This is a genomic window from Chryseobacterium sp. MMS23-Vi53, assembly GCF_047651245.1.
Taxonomy (GTDB): Bacteria; Bacteroidota; Bacteroidia; order Flavobacteriales; family Weeksellaceae; genus Chryseobacterium.
Map to the genome: position 1 here is coordinate 3,270,001 of NZ_CP180265.1, position 19,356 is coordinate 3,289,356.

The following is a 19,356-nucleotide window of genomic DNA, read 5'->3' on the forward strand; positions in this document are numbered from 1 at the left end:
CCACTGAAAACGAGAGGAAGTAGGAAGCGCAGAAGAGCCTAAAACAAGGCCAATAACAAGAAACACTTTTAGATAACAAACGATTACATCAAACACAATTTTATTTAAGCTAATTGCAAAATTAAATTAGATAAAAAGTTGTGAGATTAGAAAAGTTTTGTATCTTTGCAGTCCGGTAAAACGGGGAGCAGGAGTGAGATTGACGGAGTGGAAATAAAGAGAATTAAGGTCATCAAAAAACTTTAAAAAATCTTTAAAAAGATTTGGTCAATTAAAAATAAGTTATTACTTTTGCACACGCAAATACGGGGTGACACTGACAGAAAGATTGTCCCGTTAAAAAGCGAAAGAACGAAGTTCATTGAAATACAATATAACAACCAAGTAAGGAAAAACTAAAGCGTTAAAAAAACTTTGAGTGAGTCAAGAACAAACATACAATGGAGAGTTTGATCCTGGCTCAGGATGAACGCTAGCGGGAGGCCTAACACATGCAAGCCGAGCGGTAGAGATTCTTCGGGATCTTGAGAGCGGCGTACGGGTGCGGAACACGTGTGCAACCTGCCTTTATCTGGGAGATAGCCTTTCGAAAGGAAGATTAATATCCCATAATATATTAACTGGCATCAGTTGATATTGAAAGCTCCGGCGGATAGAGATGGGCACGCGCAAGATTAGATAGTTGGTGAGGTAACGGCTCACCAAGTCAATGATCTTTAGGGGGCCTGAGAGGGTGATCCCCCACACTGGTACTGAGACACGGACCAGACTCCTACGGGAGGCAGCAGTGAGGAATATTGGACAATGGGTGCAAGCCTGATCCAGCCATCCCGCGTGAAGGACGACGGCCCTATGGGTTGTAAACTTCTTTTGTATAGGGATAAACCTTTCCACGTGTGGAAAGCTGAAGGTACTATACGAATAAGCACCGGCTAACTCCGTGCCAGCAGCCGCGGTAATACGGAGGGTGCAAGCGTTATCCGGATTTATTGGGTTTAAAGGGTCCGTAGGCGGATCTGTAAGTCAGTGGTGAAATCTCATAGCTTAACTATGAAACTGCCATTGATACTGCAGGTCTTGAGTAAGGTAGAAGTAGCTGGAATAAGTAGTGTAGCGGTGAAATGCATAGATATTACTTAGAACACCAATTGCGAAGGCAGGTTACTATGTCTTAACTGACGCTGATGGACGAAAGCGTGGGGAGCGAACAGGATTAGATACCCTGGTAGTCCACGCCGTAAACGATGCTAACTCGTTTTTGGGTTTTCGGATTCAGAGACTAAGCGAAAGTGATAAGTTAGCCACCTGGGGAGTACGTTCGCAAGAATGAAACTCAAAGGAATTGACGGGGGCCCGCACAAGCGGTGGATTATGTGGTTTAATTCGATGATACGCGAGGAACCTTACCAAGACTTAAATGGGAAATGACAGATTTAGAAATAGATCCTTCTTCGGACATTTTTCAAGGTGCTGCATGGTTGTCGTCAGCTCGTGCCGTGAGGTGTTAGGTTAAGTCCTGCAACGAGCGCAACCCCTGTCACTAGTTGCCATCATTGAGTTGGGGACTCTAGTGAGACTGCCTACGCAAGTAGAGAGGAAGGTGGGGATGACGTCAAATCATCACGGCCCTTACGTCTTGGGCCACACACGTAATACAATGGCCGGTACAGAGGGCAGCTACCTAGCGATAGGATGCAAATCTCGAAAGCCGGTCTCAGTTCGGATTGGAGTCTGCAACTCGACTCTATGAAGCTGGAATCGCTAGTAATCGCGCATCAGCCATGGCGCGGTGAATACGTTCCCGGGCCTTGTACACACCGCCCGTCAAGCCATGGAAGTCTGGGGTACCTGAAGTCGGTGACCGTAACAGGAGCTGCCTAGGGTAAAACAGGTAACTAGGGCTAAGTCGTAACAAGGTAGCCGTACCGGAAGGTGCGGCTGGAACATCTCATTTTAGAGCGTCTTAAGACGTAAAACAAAATTAGTGTCCTAGACACACTGTACTTACTTCAAAGTAAAGCTTTAGTTTTTTGTTTGGTTGATATATAAAAAAATACAAAACCCACTAGAAATTAGTAAAGGGAAGAGATTTTAGTAAGAAGTTAGAGGTTAGCAATTAGAAGATAGTTTACTATCGACTAAAAACCGACAACCACGAACTAAAAACAAAGTCTCGTAGCTCAGCTGGTTAGAGCGCTACACTGATAATGTAGAGGTCGGCAGTTCGAGCCTGCCCGAGACTACTAATTAAAGCGGATAGCAATTAGCGACTAGCTTCTGGCCAAAAGCCAATAGCAAAAAGCCAAAAGCTAAAAGCACTAGAGGGGAATTAGCTCAGCTGGCTAGAGCGCCTGCCTTGCACGCAGGAGGTCAAGGGTTCGACTCCCTTATTCTCCACAGTTTTGGAGGTTTAGTTTAAAAGTGACGATTGGAGCCAAAAACAACAATTGTTTACTAAACCAAAAAGAAGACATTAAGATCATTGACATTAACGGTAAAGACATCACAAAGAGAAAACCGAGCACTTATAAGTGCTTGAGTAACCTAAAAATAGGAAAGAAATCGTTAAGGGCGTATGGCGGATGCCTAGGCTTTCAGAGGCGACGAAGGACGTGGTAAGCTGCGAAAAGCTCGGGGGATTGGCACACACGAATAGATCCCGAGATGTCCGAATGGGGCAACCCGGCAGGTTGAAGACCTGTCACCTCGTAAGAGGAGCAAACCCGGAGAACTGAAACATCTAAGTACCCGGAGGAAAAGAAATCGAAGAGATTCCGTAAGTAGTGGCGAGCGAAAGCGGATTAGCCCAAAAGTCTATATATATTTAGAGGAATGTTCTGGAAAGAACAATCATAGAAGGTGATAATCCTGTACTCGAAAGGTATATATAGATGATAAATGAGTATGGCGGGACACGTGAAATCCTGTCTGAATATGGGGGGACCATCCTCCAAGGCTAAATACTCCTGAAAGACCGATAGTGAACAAGTACTGTGAAGGAAAGGTGAAAAGCACTTCGAATAGAAGGGTGAAATAGAACCTGAAACCGTACGCCTACAAGCGGTCGGAGCCCACAAGTTGGGTGACGGCGTGCCTTTTGCATAATGAGCCTACGAGTTAATTTTACTAGCGAGGTTAAGGACTTCAGGTCCGGAGCCGGAGCGAAAGCGAGTCTGAATAGGGCGGATAGTTAGTAGGATTAGACGCGAAACCTTGTGATCTACCCATGGGCAGGTTGAAGCTTTGGTAACACAAAGTGGAGGACCGAACCGGTTGACGTTGAAAAGTCTTCGGATGACCTGTGGGTAGGGGTGAAAGGCCAATCAAACTGGGAGATAGCTCGTACTCTCCGAAATGCATTTAGGTGCAGCGTCGCAAATGAGTTTATTAGAGGTAGAGCTACTGATTGGATGCGGGGGTTTCATCGCCTACCAATTCCTGACAAACTCCGAATGCTAATAAATGTTCTGCGGCAGTGAGGGCATGGGTGCTAAGGTCCATGTCCGAGAGGGAAAGAACCCAGACCAACAGCTAAGGTCCCCAAATATATGTTAAGTTGAAGCAACGCGGTTGGACTGCATTGACAGCTAGGATGTTGGCTTGGAAGCAGCCATTCATTTAAAGAGTGCGTAACAGCTCACTAGTCGAGCGGTCCGGCATGGATAATAATCGGGCATAAACATATTACCGAAGCTATGGATTTGTATTAATACATCTGGTAGGAGAGCATTCTGTTTGCGCCGAAGCAGTATCGTGAGGTATTGTGGAGCGGACAGAAAAGAAAATGTAGGCATAAGTAACGATAAAGGGGGCGAGAAACCCCCTCACCGAAAGACTAAGGTTTCCTCAGCCATGCTAATCAGCTGAGGGTTAGTCGGGACCTAACGCGAACCCGAAAGGGGTAGTGGATGGACAATGGGTTAATATTCCCATACTTGCTCACACTAAAAAGGGGACGGTTCGACGTAGCTATTGAAGACGGACGGAAGTGTCAAGGCCTAGCCTTCGGGCGAAGCTGTTATAGTGAAATCGGATCCAAGAAAAGCCGAAGTGAAGCAACCCGTACCAAAACCGACACAGGTGGTCGAGGAGAGAATCCTAAGGTGCTCGAGTGAGTCGTGGCTAAGGAACTAGGCAAAATAGTCTCGTAACTTCGGAAGAAGAGACGCCAGCAGCAATGCTGGCCGCAGTGAAGAGGCCCAGGCGACTGTTTATCAAAAACACAGGACTCTGCTAAATCGAAAGATGCTGTATAGGGTCTGACACCTGCCCGGTGCTGGAAGGTTAAGGAAGGGCGTTAGCGTAAGCGAAGCGTTTGACTGAAGCCCCAGTAAACGGCGGCCGTAACTATAACGGTCCTAAGGTAGCGAAATTCCTTGTCGGGTAAGTTCCGACCTGCACGAATGGTGTAACGATCTGGGCACTGTCTCAGCCACGAGCTCGGTGAAATTGTAGTATCGGTGAAGATGCCGATTACCCGCAATGGGACGAAAAGACCCTGTGAACCTTTACTATAACTTCGTATTGACTTTGAGTAAGTAATGTGTAGGATAGGTGGGAGGCTTTGAAGCAGGCACGCTAGTGTTTGTGGAGCCGACGTTGAAATACCACCCTTTACTTACTTGGAGCCTAACTTCTTTTAGAAGGACATTGCGTGGTGGGTAGTTTGACTGGGGTGGTCGCCTCCAAAAGAGTAACGGAGGCTTTCAAAGGTACCCTCAGCACGCTTGGTAACCGTGCGTAGAGTGTAATGGCATAAGGGTGCTTGACTGTGAGACCAACAAGTCGATCAGGTGCGAAAGCAGGACATAGTGATCCGGTGGTTCCGTATGGAAGGGCCATCGCTCATAGGATAAAAGGTACTCCGGGGATAACAGGCTAGTCTCCCCCAAGAGCTCACATCGACGGGGAGGTTCGGCACCTCGATGTCGGCTCGTCACATCCTGGGGCTGGAGAAGGTCCCAAGGGTTGGGCTGTTCGCCCATTAAAGTGGCACGCGAGCTGGGTTCAGAACGTCGTGAGACAGTTCGGTCTCTATCTATTGCGGGCGTTAGATGTTTGAGAGGGCTTGATTCTAGTACGAGAGGACCGAATTGAACAAACCTCTGGTGTATCAGTTGTACCGCCAGGTGCACCGCTGAGTAGCTACGTTTGGAAGAGATAAGCACTGAAAGCATATAAGTGCGAAACTCGCCTCAAGATGAGACATCTTTTAAGGGTCGTGGGAGATGACCACGTTGATAGGCTACAGGTGTAAAGTTGGTAACAGCATAGCCGAGTAGTACTAATTACCCGTAGATTTATAGCCTATTGGTTATTATTAAAACAAGCCTTATAAGTGCAGCCTTGGTTTTGCCTTTGTGATGAAATTTACCGATAAAACGCTAATGGCCAATGGCAATAAGCCAATAGCCAACAGCTATATACAACCTTTAGGGTGGTTTTAGCGGTGGGGCTCACCTGTTCCCATTCCGAACACAGAAGTTAAGCCCACCAGCGCCGATGGTACTGCGAATAGCGGGAGAGTAGGTCGCCGCCAGTTTTTATTTAAAAGTCTCATAGATTAAGTTCTATGAGACTTTTTTTTGCAATAAACTGAAGAAATCCGGGCTCAAAACTCAAAGATTTATCTTTGCCTATTGCCTATTGCCTATTGCCTATTGCCTATTGCCTATTGCCTATTGCCTGAAATAGAGCTCCGGAGGAGCGAACTGGTAATAGCATTACAATGTGATGCAGAGATCACGAGCCCCGTAGGGGCGGTCTGCTAATCACAGAAGATAGTTTTGTATTTTGTATCATTACGATACCGAAGCCGTCTGTGCTGTTCTGATGGAAGAAAGCCATCTCCTTAAATAATGCAACGATCTTACTTTTTAGAATATCTTTGATGTTTTTTAATATGACTTAAGATCTTAAATCTTATTTCATGGTTAATATAATATTCATTTTATATTTGAAGCAACCAGTCTGGATCCTCCAAAGTACAAACTGTATAGAGATTAATAAAGAAAGAAAATAAAATTTAAAATCAGTATAAAAATTTGCGCTCTCTGCAAAATCTGCGAGAGATTATCAGAATAATATATATTCCTGTATTTTATTTAAAAAGTAGAATTACTTTTAAGGGATCAAGTCCGCCGATTATTTTACGTCTCTTACATTCAATTTAAAATTATAAAAAAATTAATCAAAAATATCTGAATTTTTTTGAAATTCTCTATATGCTTTAATTTTGCTAAAACACTAAAACACTAAAACACTAAAACACTAAAACACTAAAACACTAAAACACTAAAACACTAAAACACTAAAACACTAAAACACTAAAACACTAAAACGCTAAAACGCTAAAACGCTAAAACACTAAAACACTATTTCATCAATGTGGATAAGTATGAATAACCTTTTAATATAAAACAAACCAATAAGTTAGATATCAAAGTTTCCCACAATTGCGATTCTATTTTAATTTTATGTTAAATAAACTTGTTTGGTATTAAGTAAAGAACCTATCTTTGCCCCACTGAAAACGAGAGGAAGTAGGAAGCGCAGAAGAGCCTAAAACAAGGCCAATAACAAGAAACACTTTTAGATAACAAACGATTACATCAAACACAATTTTATTTAAGCTAATTGCAAAATTAAATTAGATAAAAAGTTGTGAGATTAGAAAAGTTTTGTATCTTTGCAGTACGGTAAAACGGGGAGCAGGAGTGAGATTGACGGAGTGGAAATAAAGAGAATTAAGGTCATCAAAAAACTTTAAAAAATCTTTAAAAAGATTTGGTCAATTAAAAATAAGTTATTACTTTTGCACACGCAAATACGGGGTGACACTGACAGAAAGATTGTCCCGTTAAAAAGCGAAAGAACGAAGTTCATTGAAATACAATATAACAACCAAGTAAGGAAAAACTAAAGCGTTAAAAAAACTTTGAGTGAGTCAAGAACAAACATACAATGGAGAGTTTGATCCTGGCTCAGGATGAACGCTAGCGGGAGGCCTAACACATGCAAGCCGAGCGGTAGAGATTCTTCGGGATCTTGAGAGCGGCGTACGGGTGCGGAACACGTGTGCAACCTGCCTTTATCTGGGAGATAGCCTTTCGAAAGGAAGATTAATATCCCATAATATATTAACTGGCATCAGTTGATATTGAAAGCTCCGGCGGATAGAGATGGGCACGCGCAAGATTAGATAGTTGGTGAGGTAACGGCTCACCAAGTCAATGATCTTTAGGGGGCCTGAGAGGGTGATCCCCCACACTGGTACTGAGACACGGACCAGACTCCTACGGGAGGCAGCAGTGAGGAATATTGGACAATGGGTGCAAGCCTGATCCAGCCATCCCGCGTGAAGGACGACGGCCCTATGGGTTGTAAACTTCTTTTGTATAGGGATAAACCTTTCCACGTGTGGAAAGCTGAAGGTACTATACGAATAAGCACCGGCTAACTCCGTGCCAGCAGCCGCGGTAATACGGAGGGTGCAAGCGTTATCCGGATTTATTGGGTTTAAAGGGTCCGTAGGCGGATCTGTAAGTCAGTGGTGAAATCTCATAGCTTAACTATGAAACTGCCATTGATACTGCAGGTCTTGAGTAAGGTAGAAGTAGCTGGAATAAGTAGTGTAGCGGTGAAATGCATAGATATTACTTAGAACACCAATTGCGAAGGCAGGTTACTATGTCTTAACTGACGCTGATGGACGAAAGCGTGGGGAGCGAACAGGATTAGATACCCTGGTAGTCCACGCCGTAAACGATGCTAACTCGTTTTTGGGTTTTCGGATTCAGAGACTAAGCGAAAGTGATAAGTTAGCCACCTGGGGAGTACGTTCGCAAGAATGAAACTCAAAGGAATTGACGGGGGCCCGCACAAGCGGTGGATTATGTGGTTTAATTCGATGATACGCGAGGAACCTTACCAAGACTTAAATGGGAAATGACAGATTTAGAAATAGATCCTTCTTCGGACATTTTTCAAGGTGCTGCATGGTTGTCGTCAGCTCGTGCCGTGAGGTGTTAGGTTAAGTCCTGCAACGAGCGCAACCCCTGTCACTAGTTGCCATCATTGAGTTGGGGACTCTAGTGAGACTGCCTACGCAAGTAGAGAGGAAGGTGGGGATGACGTCAAATCATCACGGCCCTTACGTCTTGGGCCACACACGTAATACAATGGCCGGTACAGAGGGCAGCTACCTAGCGATAGGATGCAAATCTCGAAAGCCGGTCTCAGTTCGGATTGGAGTCTGCAACTCGACTCTATGAAGCTGGAATCGCTAGTAATCGCGCATCAGCCATGGCGCGGTGAATACGTTCCCGGGCCTTGTACACACCGCCCGTCAAGCCATGGAAGTCTGGGGTACCTGAAGTCGGTGACCGTAACAGGAGCTGCCTAGGGTAAAACAGGTAACTAGGGCTAAGTCGTAACAAGGTAGCCGTACCGGAAGGTGCGGCTGGAACATCTCATTTTAGAGCGTCTTAAGACGTAAAACAAAATTAGTGTCCTAGACACACTGTACTTACTTCAAAGTAAAGCTTTAGTTTTTTGTTTGGTTGATATATAAAAAAATACAAAACCCACTAGAAATTAGTAAAGGGAAGAGATTTTAGTAAGAAGTTAGAGGTTAGCAATTAGAAGATAGTTTACTATCGACTAAAAACCGACAACCACGAACTAAAAACAAAGTCTCGTAGCTCAGCTGGTTAGAGCGCTACACTGATAATGTAGAGGTCGGCAGTTCGAGCCTGCCCGAGACTACTAATTAAAGCGGATAGCAATTAGCGACTAGCTTCTGGCCAAAAGCCAATAGCAAAAAGCCAAAAGCTAAAAGCACTAGAGGGGAATTAGCTCAGCTGGCTAGAGCGCCTGCCTTGCACGCAGGAGGTCAAGGGTTCGACTCCCTTATTCTCCACAGTTTTGGAGGTTTAGTTTAAAAGTGACGATTGGAGCCAAAAACAACAATTGTTTACTAAACCAAAAAGAAGACATTAAGATCATTGACATTAACGGTAAAGACATCACAAAGAGAAAACCGAGCACTTATAAGTGCTTGAGTAACCTAAAAATAGGAAAGAAATCGTTAAGGGCGTATGGCGGATGCCTAGGCTTTCAGAGGCGACGAAGGACGTGGTAAGCTGCGAAAAGCTCGGGGGATTGGCACACACGAATAGATCCCGAGATGTCCGAATGGGGCAACCCGGCAGGTTGAAGACCTGTCACCTCGTAAGAGGAGCAAACCCGGAGAACTGAAACATCTAAGTACCCGGAGGAAAAGAAATCGAAGAGATTCCGTAAGTAGTGGCGAGCGAAAGCGGATTAGCCCAAAAGTCTATATATATTTAGAGGAATGTTCTGGAAAGAACAATCATAGAAGGTGATAATCCTGTACTCGAAAGGTATATATAGATGATAAATGAGTATGGCGGGACACGTGAAATCCTGTCTGAATATGGGGGGACCATCCTCCAAGGCTAAATACTCCTGAAAGACCGATAGTGAACAAGTACTGTGAAGGAAAGGTGAAAAGCACTTCGAATAGAAGGGTGAAATAGAACCTGAAACCGTACGCCTACAAGCGGTCGGAGCCCACAAGTTGGGTGACGGCGTGCCTTTTGCATAATGAGCCTACGAGTTAATTTTACTAGCGAGGTTAAGGACTTCAGGTCCGGAGCCGGAGCGAAAGCGAGTCTGAATAGGGCGGATAGTTAGTAGGATTAGACGCGAAACCTTGTGATCTACCCATGGGCAGGTTGAAGCTTTGGTAACACAAAGTGGAGGACCGAACCGGTTGACGTTGAAAAGTCTTCGGATGACCTGTGGGTAGGGGTGAAAGGCCAATCAAACTGGGAGATAGCTCGTACTCTCCGAAATGCATTTAGGTGCAGCGTCGCAAATGAGTTTATTAGAGGTAGAGCTACTGATTGGATGCGGGGGTTTCATCGCCTACCAATTCCTGACAAACTCCGAATGCTAATAAATGTTCTGCGGCAGTGAGGGCATGGGTGCTAAGGTCCATGTCCGAGAGGGAAAGAACCCAGACCAACAGCTAAGGTCCCCAAATATATGTTAAGTTGAAGCAACGCGGTTGGACTGCATTGACAGCTAGGATGTTGGCTTGGAAGCAGCCATTCATTTAAAGAGTGCGTAACAGCTCACTAGTCGAGCGGTCCGGCATGGATAATAATCGGGCATAAACATATTACCGAAGCTATGGATTTGTATTAATACATCTGGTAGGAGAGCATTCTGTTTGCGCCGAAGCAGTATCGTGAGGTATTGTGGAGCGGACAGAAAAGAAAATGTAGGCATAAGTAACGATAAAGGGGGCGAGAAACCCCCTCACCGAAAGACTAAGGTTTCCTCAGCCATGCTAATCAGCTGAGGGTTAGTCGGGACCTAACGCGAACCCGAAAGGGGTAGTGGATGGACAATGGGTTAATATTCCCATACTTGCTCACACTAAAAAGGGGACGGTTCGACGTAGCTATTGAAGACGGACGGAAGTGTCAAGGCCTAGCCTTCGGGCGAAGCTGTTATAGTGAAATCGGATCCAAGAAAAGCCGAAGTGAAGCAACCCGTACCAAAACCGACACAGGTGGTCGAGGAGAGAATCCTAAGGTGCTCGAGTGAGTCGTGGCTAAGGAACTAGGCAAAATAGTCTCGTAACTTCGGAAGAAGAGACGCCAGCAGCAATGCTGGCCGCAGTGAAGAGGCCCAGGCGACTGTTTATCAAAAACACAGGACTCTGCTAAATCGAAAGATGCTGTATAGGGTCTGACACCTGCCCGGTGCTGGAAGGTTAAGGAAGGGCGTTAGCGTAAGCGAAGCGTTTGACTGAAGCCCCAGTAAACGGCGGCCGTAACTATAACGGTCCTAAGGTAGCGAAATTCCTTGTCGGGTAAGTTCCGACCTGCACGAATGGTGTAACGATCTGGGCACTGTCTCAGCCACGAGCTCGGTGAAATTGTAGTATCGGTGAAGATGCCGATTACCCGCAATGGGACGAAAAGACCCTGTGAACCTTTACTATAACTTCGTATTGACTTTGAGTAAGTAATGTGTAGGATAGGTGGGAGGCTTTGAAGCAGGCACGCTAGTGTTTGTGGAGCCGACGTTGAAATACCACCCTTTACTTACTTGGAGCCTAACTTCTTTTAGAAGGACATTGCGTGGTGGGTAGTTTGACTGGGGTGGTCGCCTCCAAAAGAGTAACGGAGGCTTTCAAAGGTACCCTCAGCACGCTTGGTAACCGTGCGTAGAGTGTAATGGCATAAGGGTGCTTGACTGTGAGACCAACAAGTCGATCAGGTGCGAAAGCAGGACATAGTGATCCGGTGGTTCCGTATGGAAGGGCCATCGCTCATAGGATAAAAGGTACTCCGGGGATAACAGGCTAGTCTCCCCCAAGAGCTCACATCGACGGGGAGGTTCGGCACCTCGATGTCGGCTCGTCACATCCTGGGGCTGGAGAAGGTCCCAAGGGTTGGGCTGTTCGCCCATTAAAGTGGCACGCGAGCTGGGTTCAGAACGTCGTGAGACAGTTCGGTCTCTATCTATTGCGGGCGTTAGATGTTTGAGAGGGCTTGATTCTAGTACGAGAGGACCGAATTGAACAAACCTCTGGTGTATCAGTTGTACCGCCAGGTGCACCGCTGAGTAGCTACGTTTGGAAGAGATAAGCACTGAAAGCATATAAGTGCGAAACTCGCCTCAAGATGAGACATCTTTTAAGGGTCGTGGGAGATGACCACGTTGATAGGCTACAGGTGTAAAGTTGGTAACAGCATAGCCGAGTAGTACTAATTACCCGTAGATTTATAGCCTATTGGTTATTATTAAAACAAGCCTTATAAGTGCAGCCTTGGTTTTGCCTTTGTGATGAAATTTACCGATAAAACGCTAATGGCCAATGGCAATAAGCCAATAGCCAACAGCTATATACAACCTTTAGGGTGGTTTTAGCGGTGGGGCTCACCTGTTCCCATTCCGAACACAGAAGTTAAGCCCACCAGCGCCGATGGTACTGCGAATAGCGGGAGAGTAGGTCGCCGCCAGTTTTTATTTAAAAGTCTCATAGATTAAGTTCTATGAGACTTTTTTTTGCAATAAACTGAAATGAAAACTCAAACAATCTATATCATTTATTTTTGCTAGATGCTAGATGCTAGATGCTAGATGCTAGATGCTAGATGCTAGATGCTAGATGTTTTTATGACCCTGACTTTATGATTTTTGATAGGAATTTATCTTGCCTTGGGTTGAAGCGCCGTTTCGTACTCTCCAATTATTAATATATTATTTTGTTATTTATAAGTTTAATCATATTTTTAATTAAAAATTGTAATGCATAGCTTAAAGATTCGAAAAGTTATTCTATTTATTTTTCTTATTACTGTCTTATTCAATAATATAAAATCGCAAAATTTAGAAAATGGAGATTTTCACTTTAAAATTTTAGCTTTTTATAACGCAAAGAATGATATGGCACACATTAGTTATGTGAAGGAGGCTAATAATTATTTCGATTCTATAAGTAAGGTCAAAGGATTTGGGTATCAATCAACAAATGATTGGAGTAAGATGACTTTTAATGAATTATCAAAATATGATATTGTGATGTTTTTAGATACTCGTCCAGAAGATGCTAATCAAAGGTATAGTTTTCAACAGTATATGGAGAAAGGTGGTAGTTGGATAGGATTTCATTTTGCTGCTTTTGCATTAGAGAAATCTGCTTATGAAAATAATTGGAAATGGTATCACAATACTTTTCTTGGTTCGGGAGAATACAAAAGCAATACTTGGCGACCAACTTCAGCTATATTAAAAAGGATTATTAAAAATAAATTTAGTTCAGAAAAATTTGTACAAACAGAACCTAATGAGTGGTATGCATGGAAAAATGATCTCAGAAAAAATAAAGATATAGAAATTCTTTACGCAATTGATGAAAGAAGTTTTCCTCTTGGAACAGGACCTAAAAAACATGAAATTTGGACGGAAGGTTTTTATCCAGTTATCTGGAAAAATAAAAATTATAATATGATCTATTCCAATATTGGGCATAATGACATGGATTATGAGCATCTATATGAAAAAGATTCTGTGAGGACTTTATCTTTAACCTTTAAAAGTAAAGAGTATTCTGATTTTATTATAAATGCACTTTATCTTTTAGCGAAGGAGAAGAGAAAAAGATTTGATGCTCATTGATGCTTTCTTAAATTGCTTTGCATCGTTCATAATGAATTCTTATGCTAACGATTACTATTTCAACCCTAGTCCTGCATTGGCAAAAAGATATAGTACTTCGATTCGAGCAGCATACACGAGAAGAGGGATTAAGTTGCTATAAAAATTCATGGTATTAACTTTGAAATTTTGAGTTATTATTTCTATTCATAAAAATTAAAATAGACGAAATCTCTCAAATATCTCCCAATTTATGTTGTAACTTTATGTTATGAAAGAGCATATTGTGAGAGGGTTTAGATTTGAAACTTACAAGGCGCCGGAATTATCAGTTTTTGATAGGTTGCTGGAAATTTTCACAGATCTGTTGACCCATACTTCAGGTGATTTTGATGAAGCGATAGACTGGCTTCACATGCTGGATCAGGAATATCAATTGACTACACCAGACTATACTATAGAGGATTTTATCGAAGATCTTAAGAAAAAAGGATATATTCGTGAAGAAGTTGATCCTACAGGAAATGGCAATGGTATTCGTCTAAGTGCAAAAATGGAACAAAATATCCGAAAACAGGCGCTTAACCAAATTTTCGGAAATCTAGGGAAAAGCGGAAACGGAAATCATAAAACCAACAAAAGCGGAACGGGTGAAGATACGACGGGAGAATTTCGAAATTATAGTTTTGGAGATCCTGTTGAAAAAATTTCTATTACGGAAAGTCTGAAAAATGCCCAAATCAATAATGGAATCGGAGATTTCCATTTAACTGAGGATGATCTGATCGTAGAAGACAGTATTCATCAATCTCAGATGAGTACGGTTTTGATGATCGACATTAGCCACAGCATGATTTTATATGGTGAAGACCGCATCACTCCTGCGAAAAAAGTAGCGATGGCACTTGCAGAATTAATCACGACTCGTTATCCGAAAGATACCTTGGATATTATTGTTTTTGGAGATGATGCATGGCCGGTAAAAATTCAGGAACTGCCTTATTTACAGGTTGGTCCTTATCATACGAATACGGTTGCAGGACTTCAATTGGCGATGGATATTTTGCGCAGAAAACGAAATACCAATAAACAAATCTTCATGATTACGGATGGAAAGCCAAGTTGTGTGCGCGAACCCGACGGTACTTATTACATGAATTCTTATGGTTTGGATGATTATGTTGTTCAGAAATGTTACAATATGGCAGCTCAGGCGCGAAGATTACATATTCCGGTAACGACTTTTATGATTGCTCAGGATCCTTATTTGCAACATTTTGTGAGAGAATTTACAGAAGCCAATCAGGGGAAAGCCTTTTATACAGGACTTAACGGATTAGGACATATGATTTTCGAAGATTATGAAACCAACCGTAAGAAAAGAATTCGTTAAAAATTTAATTTTAATGTTTAAAAAGCATTAAATCAAATATTATAAATTACATTTTAAATACAATGACTGCAAAGCCAGATATAAAAACACTAGGTTCGTTAAAGAAATCAGGATATATAACTAAAAACATTAAAGACGAACTAAGAGATAATTTAAGAATAAAAATCCTTAATAAAGAGTCTGTTTTTGAAGGGATCTTCGGATATGAAAATACAGTAATTCCCCAATTGGAACACGCAATTTTAAGTCGTCACAACATCAACTTATTAGGATTGAGAGGTCAGGCAAAAACAAGACTGGCAAGAATGATGACGAGCTTATTGGATGAATGGATTCCTTTTGTTGAAGGAAGCGAAATCAATGATGATCCGTTTAATCCGATTTCTCGTTTCGCAAAAGAATTAATTGAAAAAGAAGGTGAAAATGCACCCATTGAATGGCTTCACCGCGATGAAAGATTTTTCGAAAAATTAGCAACCCCAGATGTAACGGTTGCCGATTTGATTGGTGATGTAGATCCCATTAAAGCTGCCAATCTCAAACTTTCTTATGCAGACGATCGCGTAATTCATTTTGGAATGATTCCGAGAGCAAACCGTTGTATTTTCGTCATTAATGAATTACCGGATCTTCAGGCGAGAATTCAGGTTTCTTTGTTCAATATTTTACAGGAAGGTGATGTTCAGATTCGTGGATTTAAGGTGAGAATGCCTTTGGATATTCAGTTTGTGTTCACTGCGAATCCTGAAGACTATACAAACAGAGGAAGCATCGTAACTCCGTTGAAGGACAGAATCGGATCTCAAATTTTAACGCATTATCCCGAAAATATTCATATTGCAAAAGAAATTACAAAGTATGAATCGAATTTAGACAGCCGTCAGAAAAATGGAGTGTATGTTCCGGCTTTGGCGCATGATCTTTTGGAGCAAATCGGTTTTGAAGCTCGTGAAAGCGAATATGTTGATTCAAAAAGTGGTGTGAGTGCACGTATGAGCATCACGGCTTTTGAAAATTTATTGAGTACCGCAGAACGTCGAGCTTTATTGACAGGCGAAGAAAAAACTTCGGTAAGATTGAGTGATTTTGTTGGTGTTATTCCTGCAATTACGGGTAAAGTGGAATTGGTTTATGAAGGCGAGCAAGAAGGTGCAGAAGCTGTTGCTCAGTTATTGATAGATAATGCGGTGAGAACTTTATTCACTTCTTACTTCCCGAAAGTGGAAAAATTGGAGAAGAAAAATATAGATGGGCCATTTAGCCAAATTACCGATTGGTTTTTGGAAGACGATGGATTCCTGGAAATTACAGATGAATCTGCGGATGAAATTTATGCTAAAAATTTAAACAAAATTACTCCGCTCGATGAAATTATAGAAAAATATCAACCAGATACAAATCCTGAAGATATTTTATTCTTGAAAGAATTTATCCTTTGGGGATTGGCAGTGAATAAAAAACTGAATAAAGAAAGATTCAGAACAGGAGTTTTCTTTTCTTAATTTTAAAATAATAAAGATAAAAAAAGGCTTAGATTTAAATATCTGAGCCTTTTCTATTGACTGAAATTAAGTTGTTTTTAAAATTACTTTTTTATCTTCAAATAAATGAAAGTGAAATTTAATATTGGCAATATTTTTCCACGTCGCATATTTAAAAATTATAAACCCGATCAGCATTCCAAATGTGTTTAGAAAAACATCATCGATGTCTGCAACACCCCTTCCTGTGATATATTGGGCTGTTTCGATGATACTTATTGCTATGATGAAAAATGATGTAATAGGAATAAAACGATTGAATTTTTTAATGCAAAGTCCTAACCATCCGAAAGGCGAAAACAAAAATAAGTTTCCAAAAATATTGACAAAGAATGCCTGAATATTAATATGCTGATCGCTAAAAAAATGATGGATCGTAATAAAAGGTTTTAGCTGTAAATAAGATATTTCAGAAGGTTCGCGTCCCGAGGCGTAAAACATCATGTACAACAAAATAACGGTGTAAAGGGCAATACATACTGCAAATTTTCTTTTCATAGGTTTCCTTTAGGATTAGTAATAAAAATAGTTTGTAGTGCTTACTAGTTTTTTTAAGTTTACTTTGACAGCAAAAATTTGACCTTATCCTACCACATTTTGAAACTTTACCATTAATTATTATTTTTTAACAGCTAATCATCCTATTAATTTTTTTTGAAGCTTAATCCCGCTTTCCGCACTCGCTATTTTATTGGTTTCGGGGCGGCGCGGCAAAGCCGCGCCGCCCCGAAACCAATAAAATGAGCTCAAACAAATGCTTCAATCGGGGCTATGGCGATAGTCAATATGTAGAAGATTCGAAAAATCTATACAAAAATTTATCTCTAAAGGATCCAAAACAACACAAAAAAAGATGTAGAAAACTTTTCCACATCTTTTTATTTATCTGTAATCAATTATCAATTATCAATTATCAAACCTGAATAACTCCCAAATTAAATTTCTCAGTAATCGGAGAATGGTTTGCAGCTTCAATTCCCATAGAAATCCATTTTCTGGTATCAACAGGATTGATGATTGCATCCGTCCAAAGTCTTGCGGCAGCATACGTTGCTTCTGTTTGCTTTTGATATTTTTTTGTAATGGTATCTAAGATTTCCTTGTGCTCTTCCTCTGAAATTTCTTTTCCTTGTTTTTTCAAAGTAGATTCTTGAATTTGTGCCAAAACTTTTGCAGCCTGAGCACCGCCCATTACCGCAAGATCTGCCCACGGCCAAGCTACGATCAATCTTGGGTCGTAAGCTTTTCCGCACATCGCGTAATTTCCTGCACCGTAAGAATTTCCGGTAATAATTGTGAATTTTGGAACCACAGAATTCGAAACGGCATTTACCATTTTCGCACCATCTTTAATGATTCCACCGTGTTCGGATTTTGAACCAACCATGAAACCAGTCACGTCTTGCAAGAAAACCAAAGGAATCTTTCTCTGATTACAATTAGCAATAAATCTCGTTGCTTTATCCGCAGAATCAGAATAAATTACCCCTCCGAACTGCATTTCACCTTTTCCGCTTTTGACCAGTTTTCTTTGGTTAGCAACGATTCCCACAGACCAACCGTCGATTCTGGCTGTTGCGCAGATGATGCTTTTTCCGTAATCTGGTTTGTATTCTTCGTATTCTGAATTATCAACCAAACATTTAATAATTTCATAAGTATCATATTGCTCAGCTCTTGAAACCGGCATAATCCCGAAAATATTTTCCAGCTTTTCTTTTGGCTGGGCACTTTCAATTCTGTCGAAACCAGCTTTATCAGTGCTTCCTAAAGATTTCATGATGTTTTTAATTCTGTTCAAAGCATCTTTATCATCTTTAGCTTTATAATCGGTAACTCCTGAGATTGAGCAGTGTGTAGTTGCTCCTCCCAAAGTTTCATTATCTATACTTTCTCCAATCGCAGCCTTTACCAAATAGCTTCCTGCAAGGAAAATAGAACCCGTTCCCTCAACGATCATTGCTTCATCGCTCATGATTGGGAGATACGCTCCACCAGCAACACAGCTACCCATAACAGCAGATATTTGAACGATTCCGGCGGAACTCATTTTAGCATTATTTCTGAAGATTCTTCCGAACATTTCCTTGTCAGGGAAAATTTCGTCCTGCATTGGCAAATAAACTCCCGCAGAATCTACTAAATAGATGATGGGAAGTCTGTTTTCCATTGCAATTTCCTGCGCTCTGAGGTTTTTCTTTCCAGTAATCGGGAACCAAGCTCCGGCTTTTACAGAAGCGTCATTGGCAACAACGATACATTGTCTTCCCGAAACATATCCGATTACCACAACAACACCGCCACTTGGACAACCGCCGTGTTCTTCATACATTTCATATCCGGCAAAAGCACCGACTTCTATGGAATCTGAATCTTTATCAAGAAGATATTCAATTCTTTCTCTTGCCGTCATTTTTCCTTCTTCACGCAGCTTTTGAAGCCTTTTTTCGCCTCCTCCTTTTTTGATGTCTGTAAGCAGGCGATTGATTTCGGATAGTTTTAATCTGTTCTGATCTTCTCTTTTGTTGAATTCAATGTCCATAAAAGTTTTCAATTTTTTCCGCTTAAAGATACTATTTTTTGTATGGAATGAAAATTGATATAAACAACTGTTTAATAAATTGGTTTTCAGAAATTTATGAAATATTTAACAAAAAAAATATTTTTTTTGGTGTGTATTTTGCTAACTTTACACTAGAGAAAGTGAGAGTGAATTCTCAACACTTTACTCTAAGTTCCTAGTTTATTTTTTTAATAGTTTATTATTTGAAGGCCCTGAAAGTTGAACAAATTTTCAGGGTTTTTTTGTTGCCTTTTTTTATTCAATTCAAAAATAATTTATTTCATCTTTATTTGTTTTAATTTTTAAAATTCTTAAGCCTAGTTTTCAAAAAATAAGTGAAATGTCTTTGTATATCTTTGAATTTTTCAAGTACAATTTAAAATGATCTTTGTCTTACTTTATTTGCGTTTAAAAATTATCGCAAGGCTAAACAAAGTTTTTTACTTAATGAATTACGTTTTTAAGCTAGGCAAAGCCGCTTCGCTTATAAAAGGAATACAAAAATTTAAATTATTGATTATTAAATATTTGTTCTATGCTTAAAAAACTCTTGATTAGTTTTTAAAAATAATTTGAAAAGCAAAATTTTCTCAAAAAAATCATAGTTATTACACAAAATTATTGCAGGATTTGTAAAAGCTATTTGTTAAATTTGCAAA

Annotated in this window: 5 protein-coding genes, 4 tRNA genes and 6 rRNA genes; 13 read left to right on the forward strand and 2 right to left on the reverse strand. The window is 41.1% G+C overall.

Annotated features, from left to right (window positions below):
• Positions 1-437: 437 nt before the first annotated feature.
• The 13 genes from ACKX2A_RS14650 to ACKX2A_RS14710 all read left to right on the forward strand — a co-directional run bounded on the left by ACKX2A_RS14650 (position 438) and on the right by ACKX2A_RS14710 (position 16,095).
• A 16S ribosomal RNA gene (locus tag ACKX2A_RS14650) occupies positions 438-1,954 on the forward strand.
• 215 nt (positions 1,955-2,169) lie between these two features.
• A tRNA-Ile gene (locus tag ACKX2A_RS14655) sits at positions 2,170-2,243 on the forward strand.
• A gap of 80 nt (positions 2,244-2,323) precedes the next feature.
• A tRNA-Ala gene (locus ACKX2A_RS14660) sits at positions 2,324-2,397 on the forward strand.
• Between the two features lie 158 nt (positions 2,398-2,555).
• Positions 2,556-5,308: ribosomal RNA gene (locus ACKX2A_RS14665) — 23S ribosomal RNA — on the forward strand.
• Positions 5,309-5,433: 125 nt separating this feature from the next.
• Positions 5,434-5,542: ribosomal RNA gene (gene rrf, locus ACKX2A_RS14670) — 5S ribosomal RNA — on the forward strand.
• 1,418 nt (positions 5,543-6,960) lie between these two features.
• Positions 6,961-8,477: ribosomal RNA gene (locus ACKX2A_RS14675) — 16S ribosomal RNA — on the forward strand.
• A gap of 215 nt (positions 8,478-8,692) precedes the next feature.
• A tRNA-Ile gene (locus tag ACKX2A_RS14680) sits at positions 8,693-8,766 on the forward strand.
• A gap of 80 nt (positions 8,767-8,846) precedes the next feature.
• Positions 8,847-8,920: transfer RNA gene (locus tag ACKX2A_RS14685), tRNA-Ala, on the forward strand.
• Between the two features lie 158 nt (positions 8,921-9,078).
• Positions 9,079-11,831: ribosomal RNA gene (locus ACKX2A_RS14690) — 23S ribosomal RNA — on the forward strand.
• Positions 11,832-11,956: 125 nt separating this feature from the next.
• Positions 11,957-12,065, forward strand: a 5S ribosomal RNA gene (rrf, locus tag ACKX2A_RS14695).
• Together the 16S, 23S and 5S rRNA genes with 4 tRNA genes alongside form the textbook arrangement of a ribosomal RNA operon.
• A gap of 286 nt (positions 12,066-12,351) precedes the next feature.
• Positions 12,352-13,221 (forward strand): ThuA domain-containing protein, encoded by an 870-nt coding sequence (locus tag ACKX2A_RS14700; protein ID WP_415325487.1) that lies wholly within the window; start codon positions 12,352-12,354, stop codon positions 13,219-13,221.
• Between the two features lie 250 nt (positions 13,222-13,471).
• Positions 13,472-14,593 carry a vWA domain-containing protein gene (locus ACKX2A_RS14705; RefSeq protein ID WP_415325488.1) on the forward strand — a complete coding sequence of 374 codons (1,122 nt, stop codon included), beginning with the start codon at positions 13,472-13,474 and terminating at the stop codon, positions 14,591-14,593.
• Between the two features lie 62 nt (positions 14,594-14,655).
• Positions 14,656-16,095: an AAA family ATPase gene (locus ACKX2A_RS14710; RefSeq protein WP_415325489.1), complete on the forward strand. Its 1,440-nt coding sequence runs from the start codon at positions 14,656-14,658 to the stop codon at positions 16,093-16,095.
• 66 nt (positions 16,096-16,161) lie between these two features.
• On the opposite strand, the gene ACKX2A_RS14715 is transcribed toward ACKX2A_RS14710, so the two are convergent.
• Entirely contained in the window at positions 16,162-16,632 is a 471-nt protein-coding gene (locus tag ACKX2A_RS14715; protein ID WP_415325490.1) for a VanZ family protein, read from the reverse strand.
• A 415-nt stretch (positions 16,633-17,047) separates the two neighbouring features.
• Entirely contained in the window at positions 17,048-18,676 is a 1,629-nt protein-coding gene (locus ACKX2A_RS14720; protein WP_415325491.1) for an acyl-CoA carboxylase subunit beta, read from the reverse strand.
• Positions 18,677-19,356: the final 680 nt, after the last annotated feature.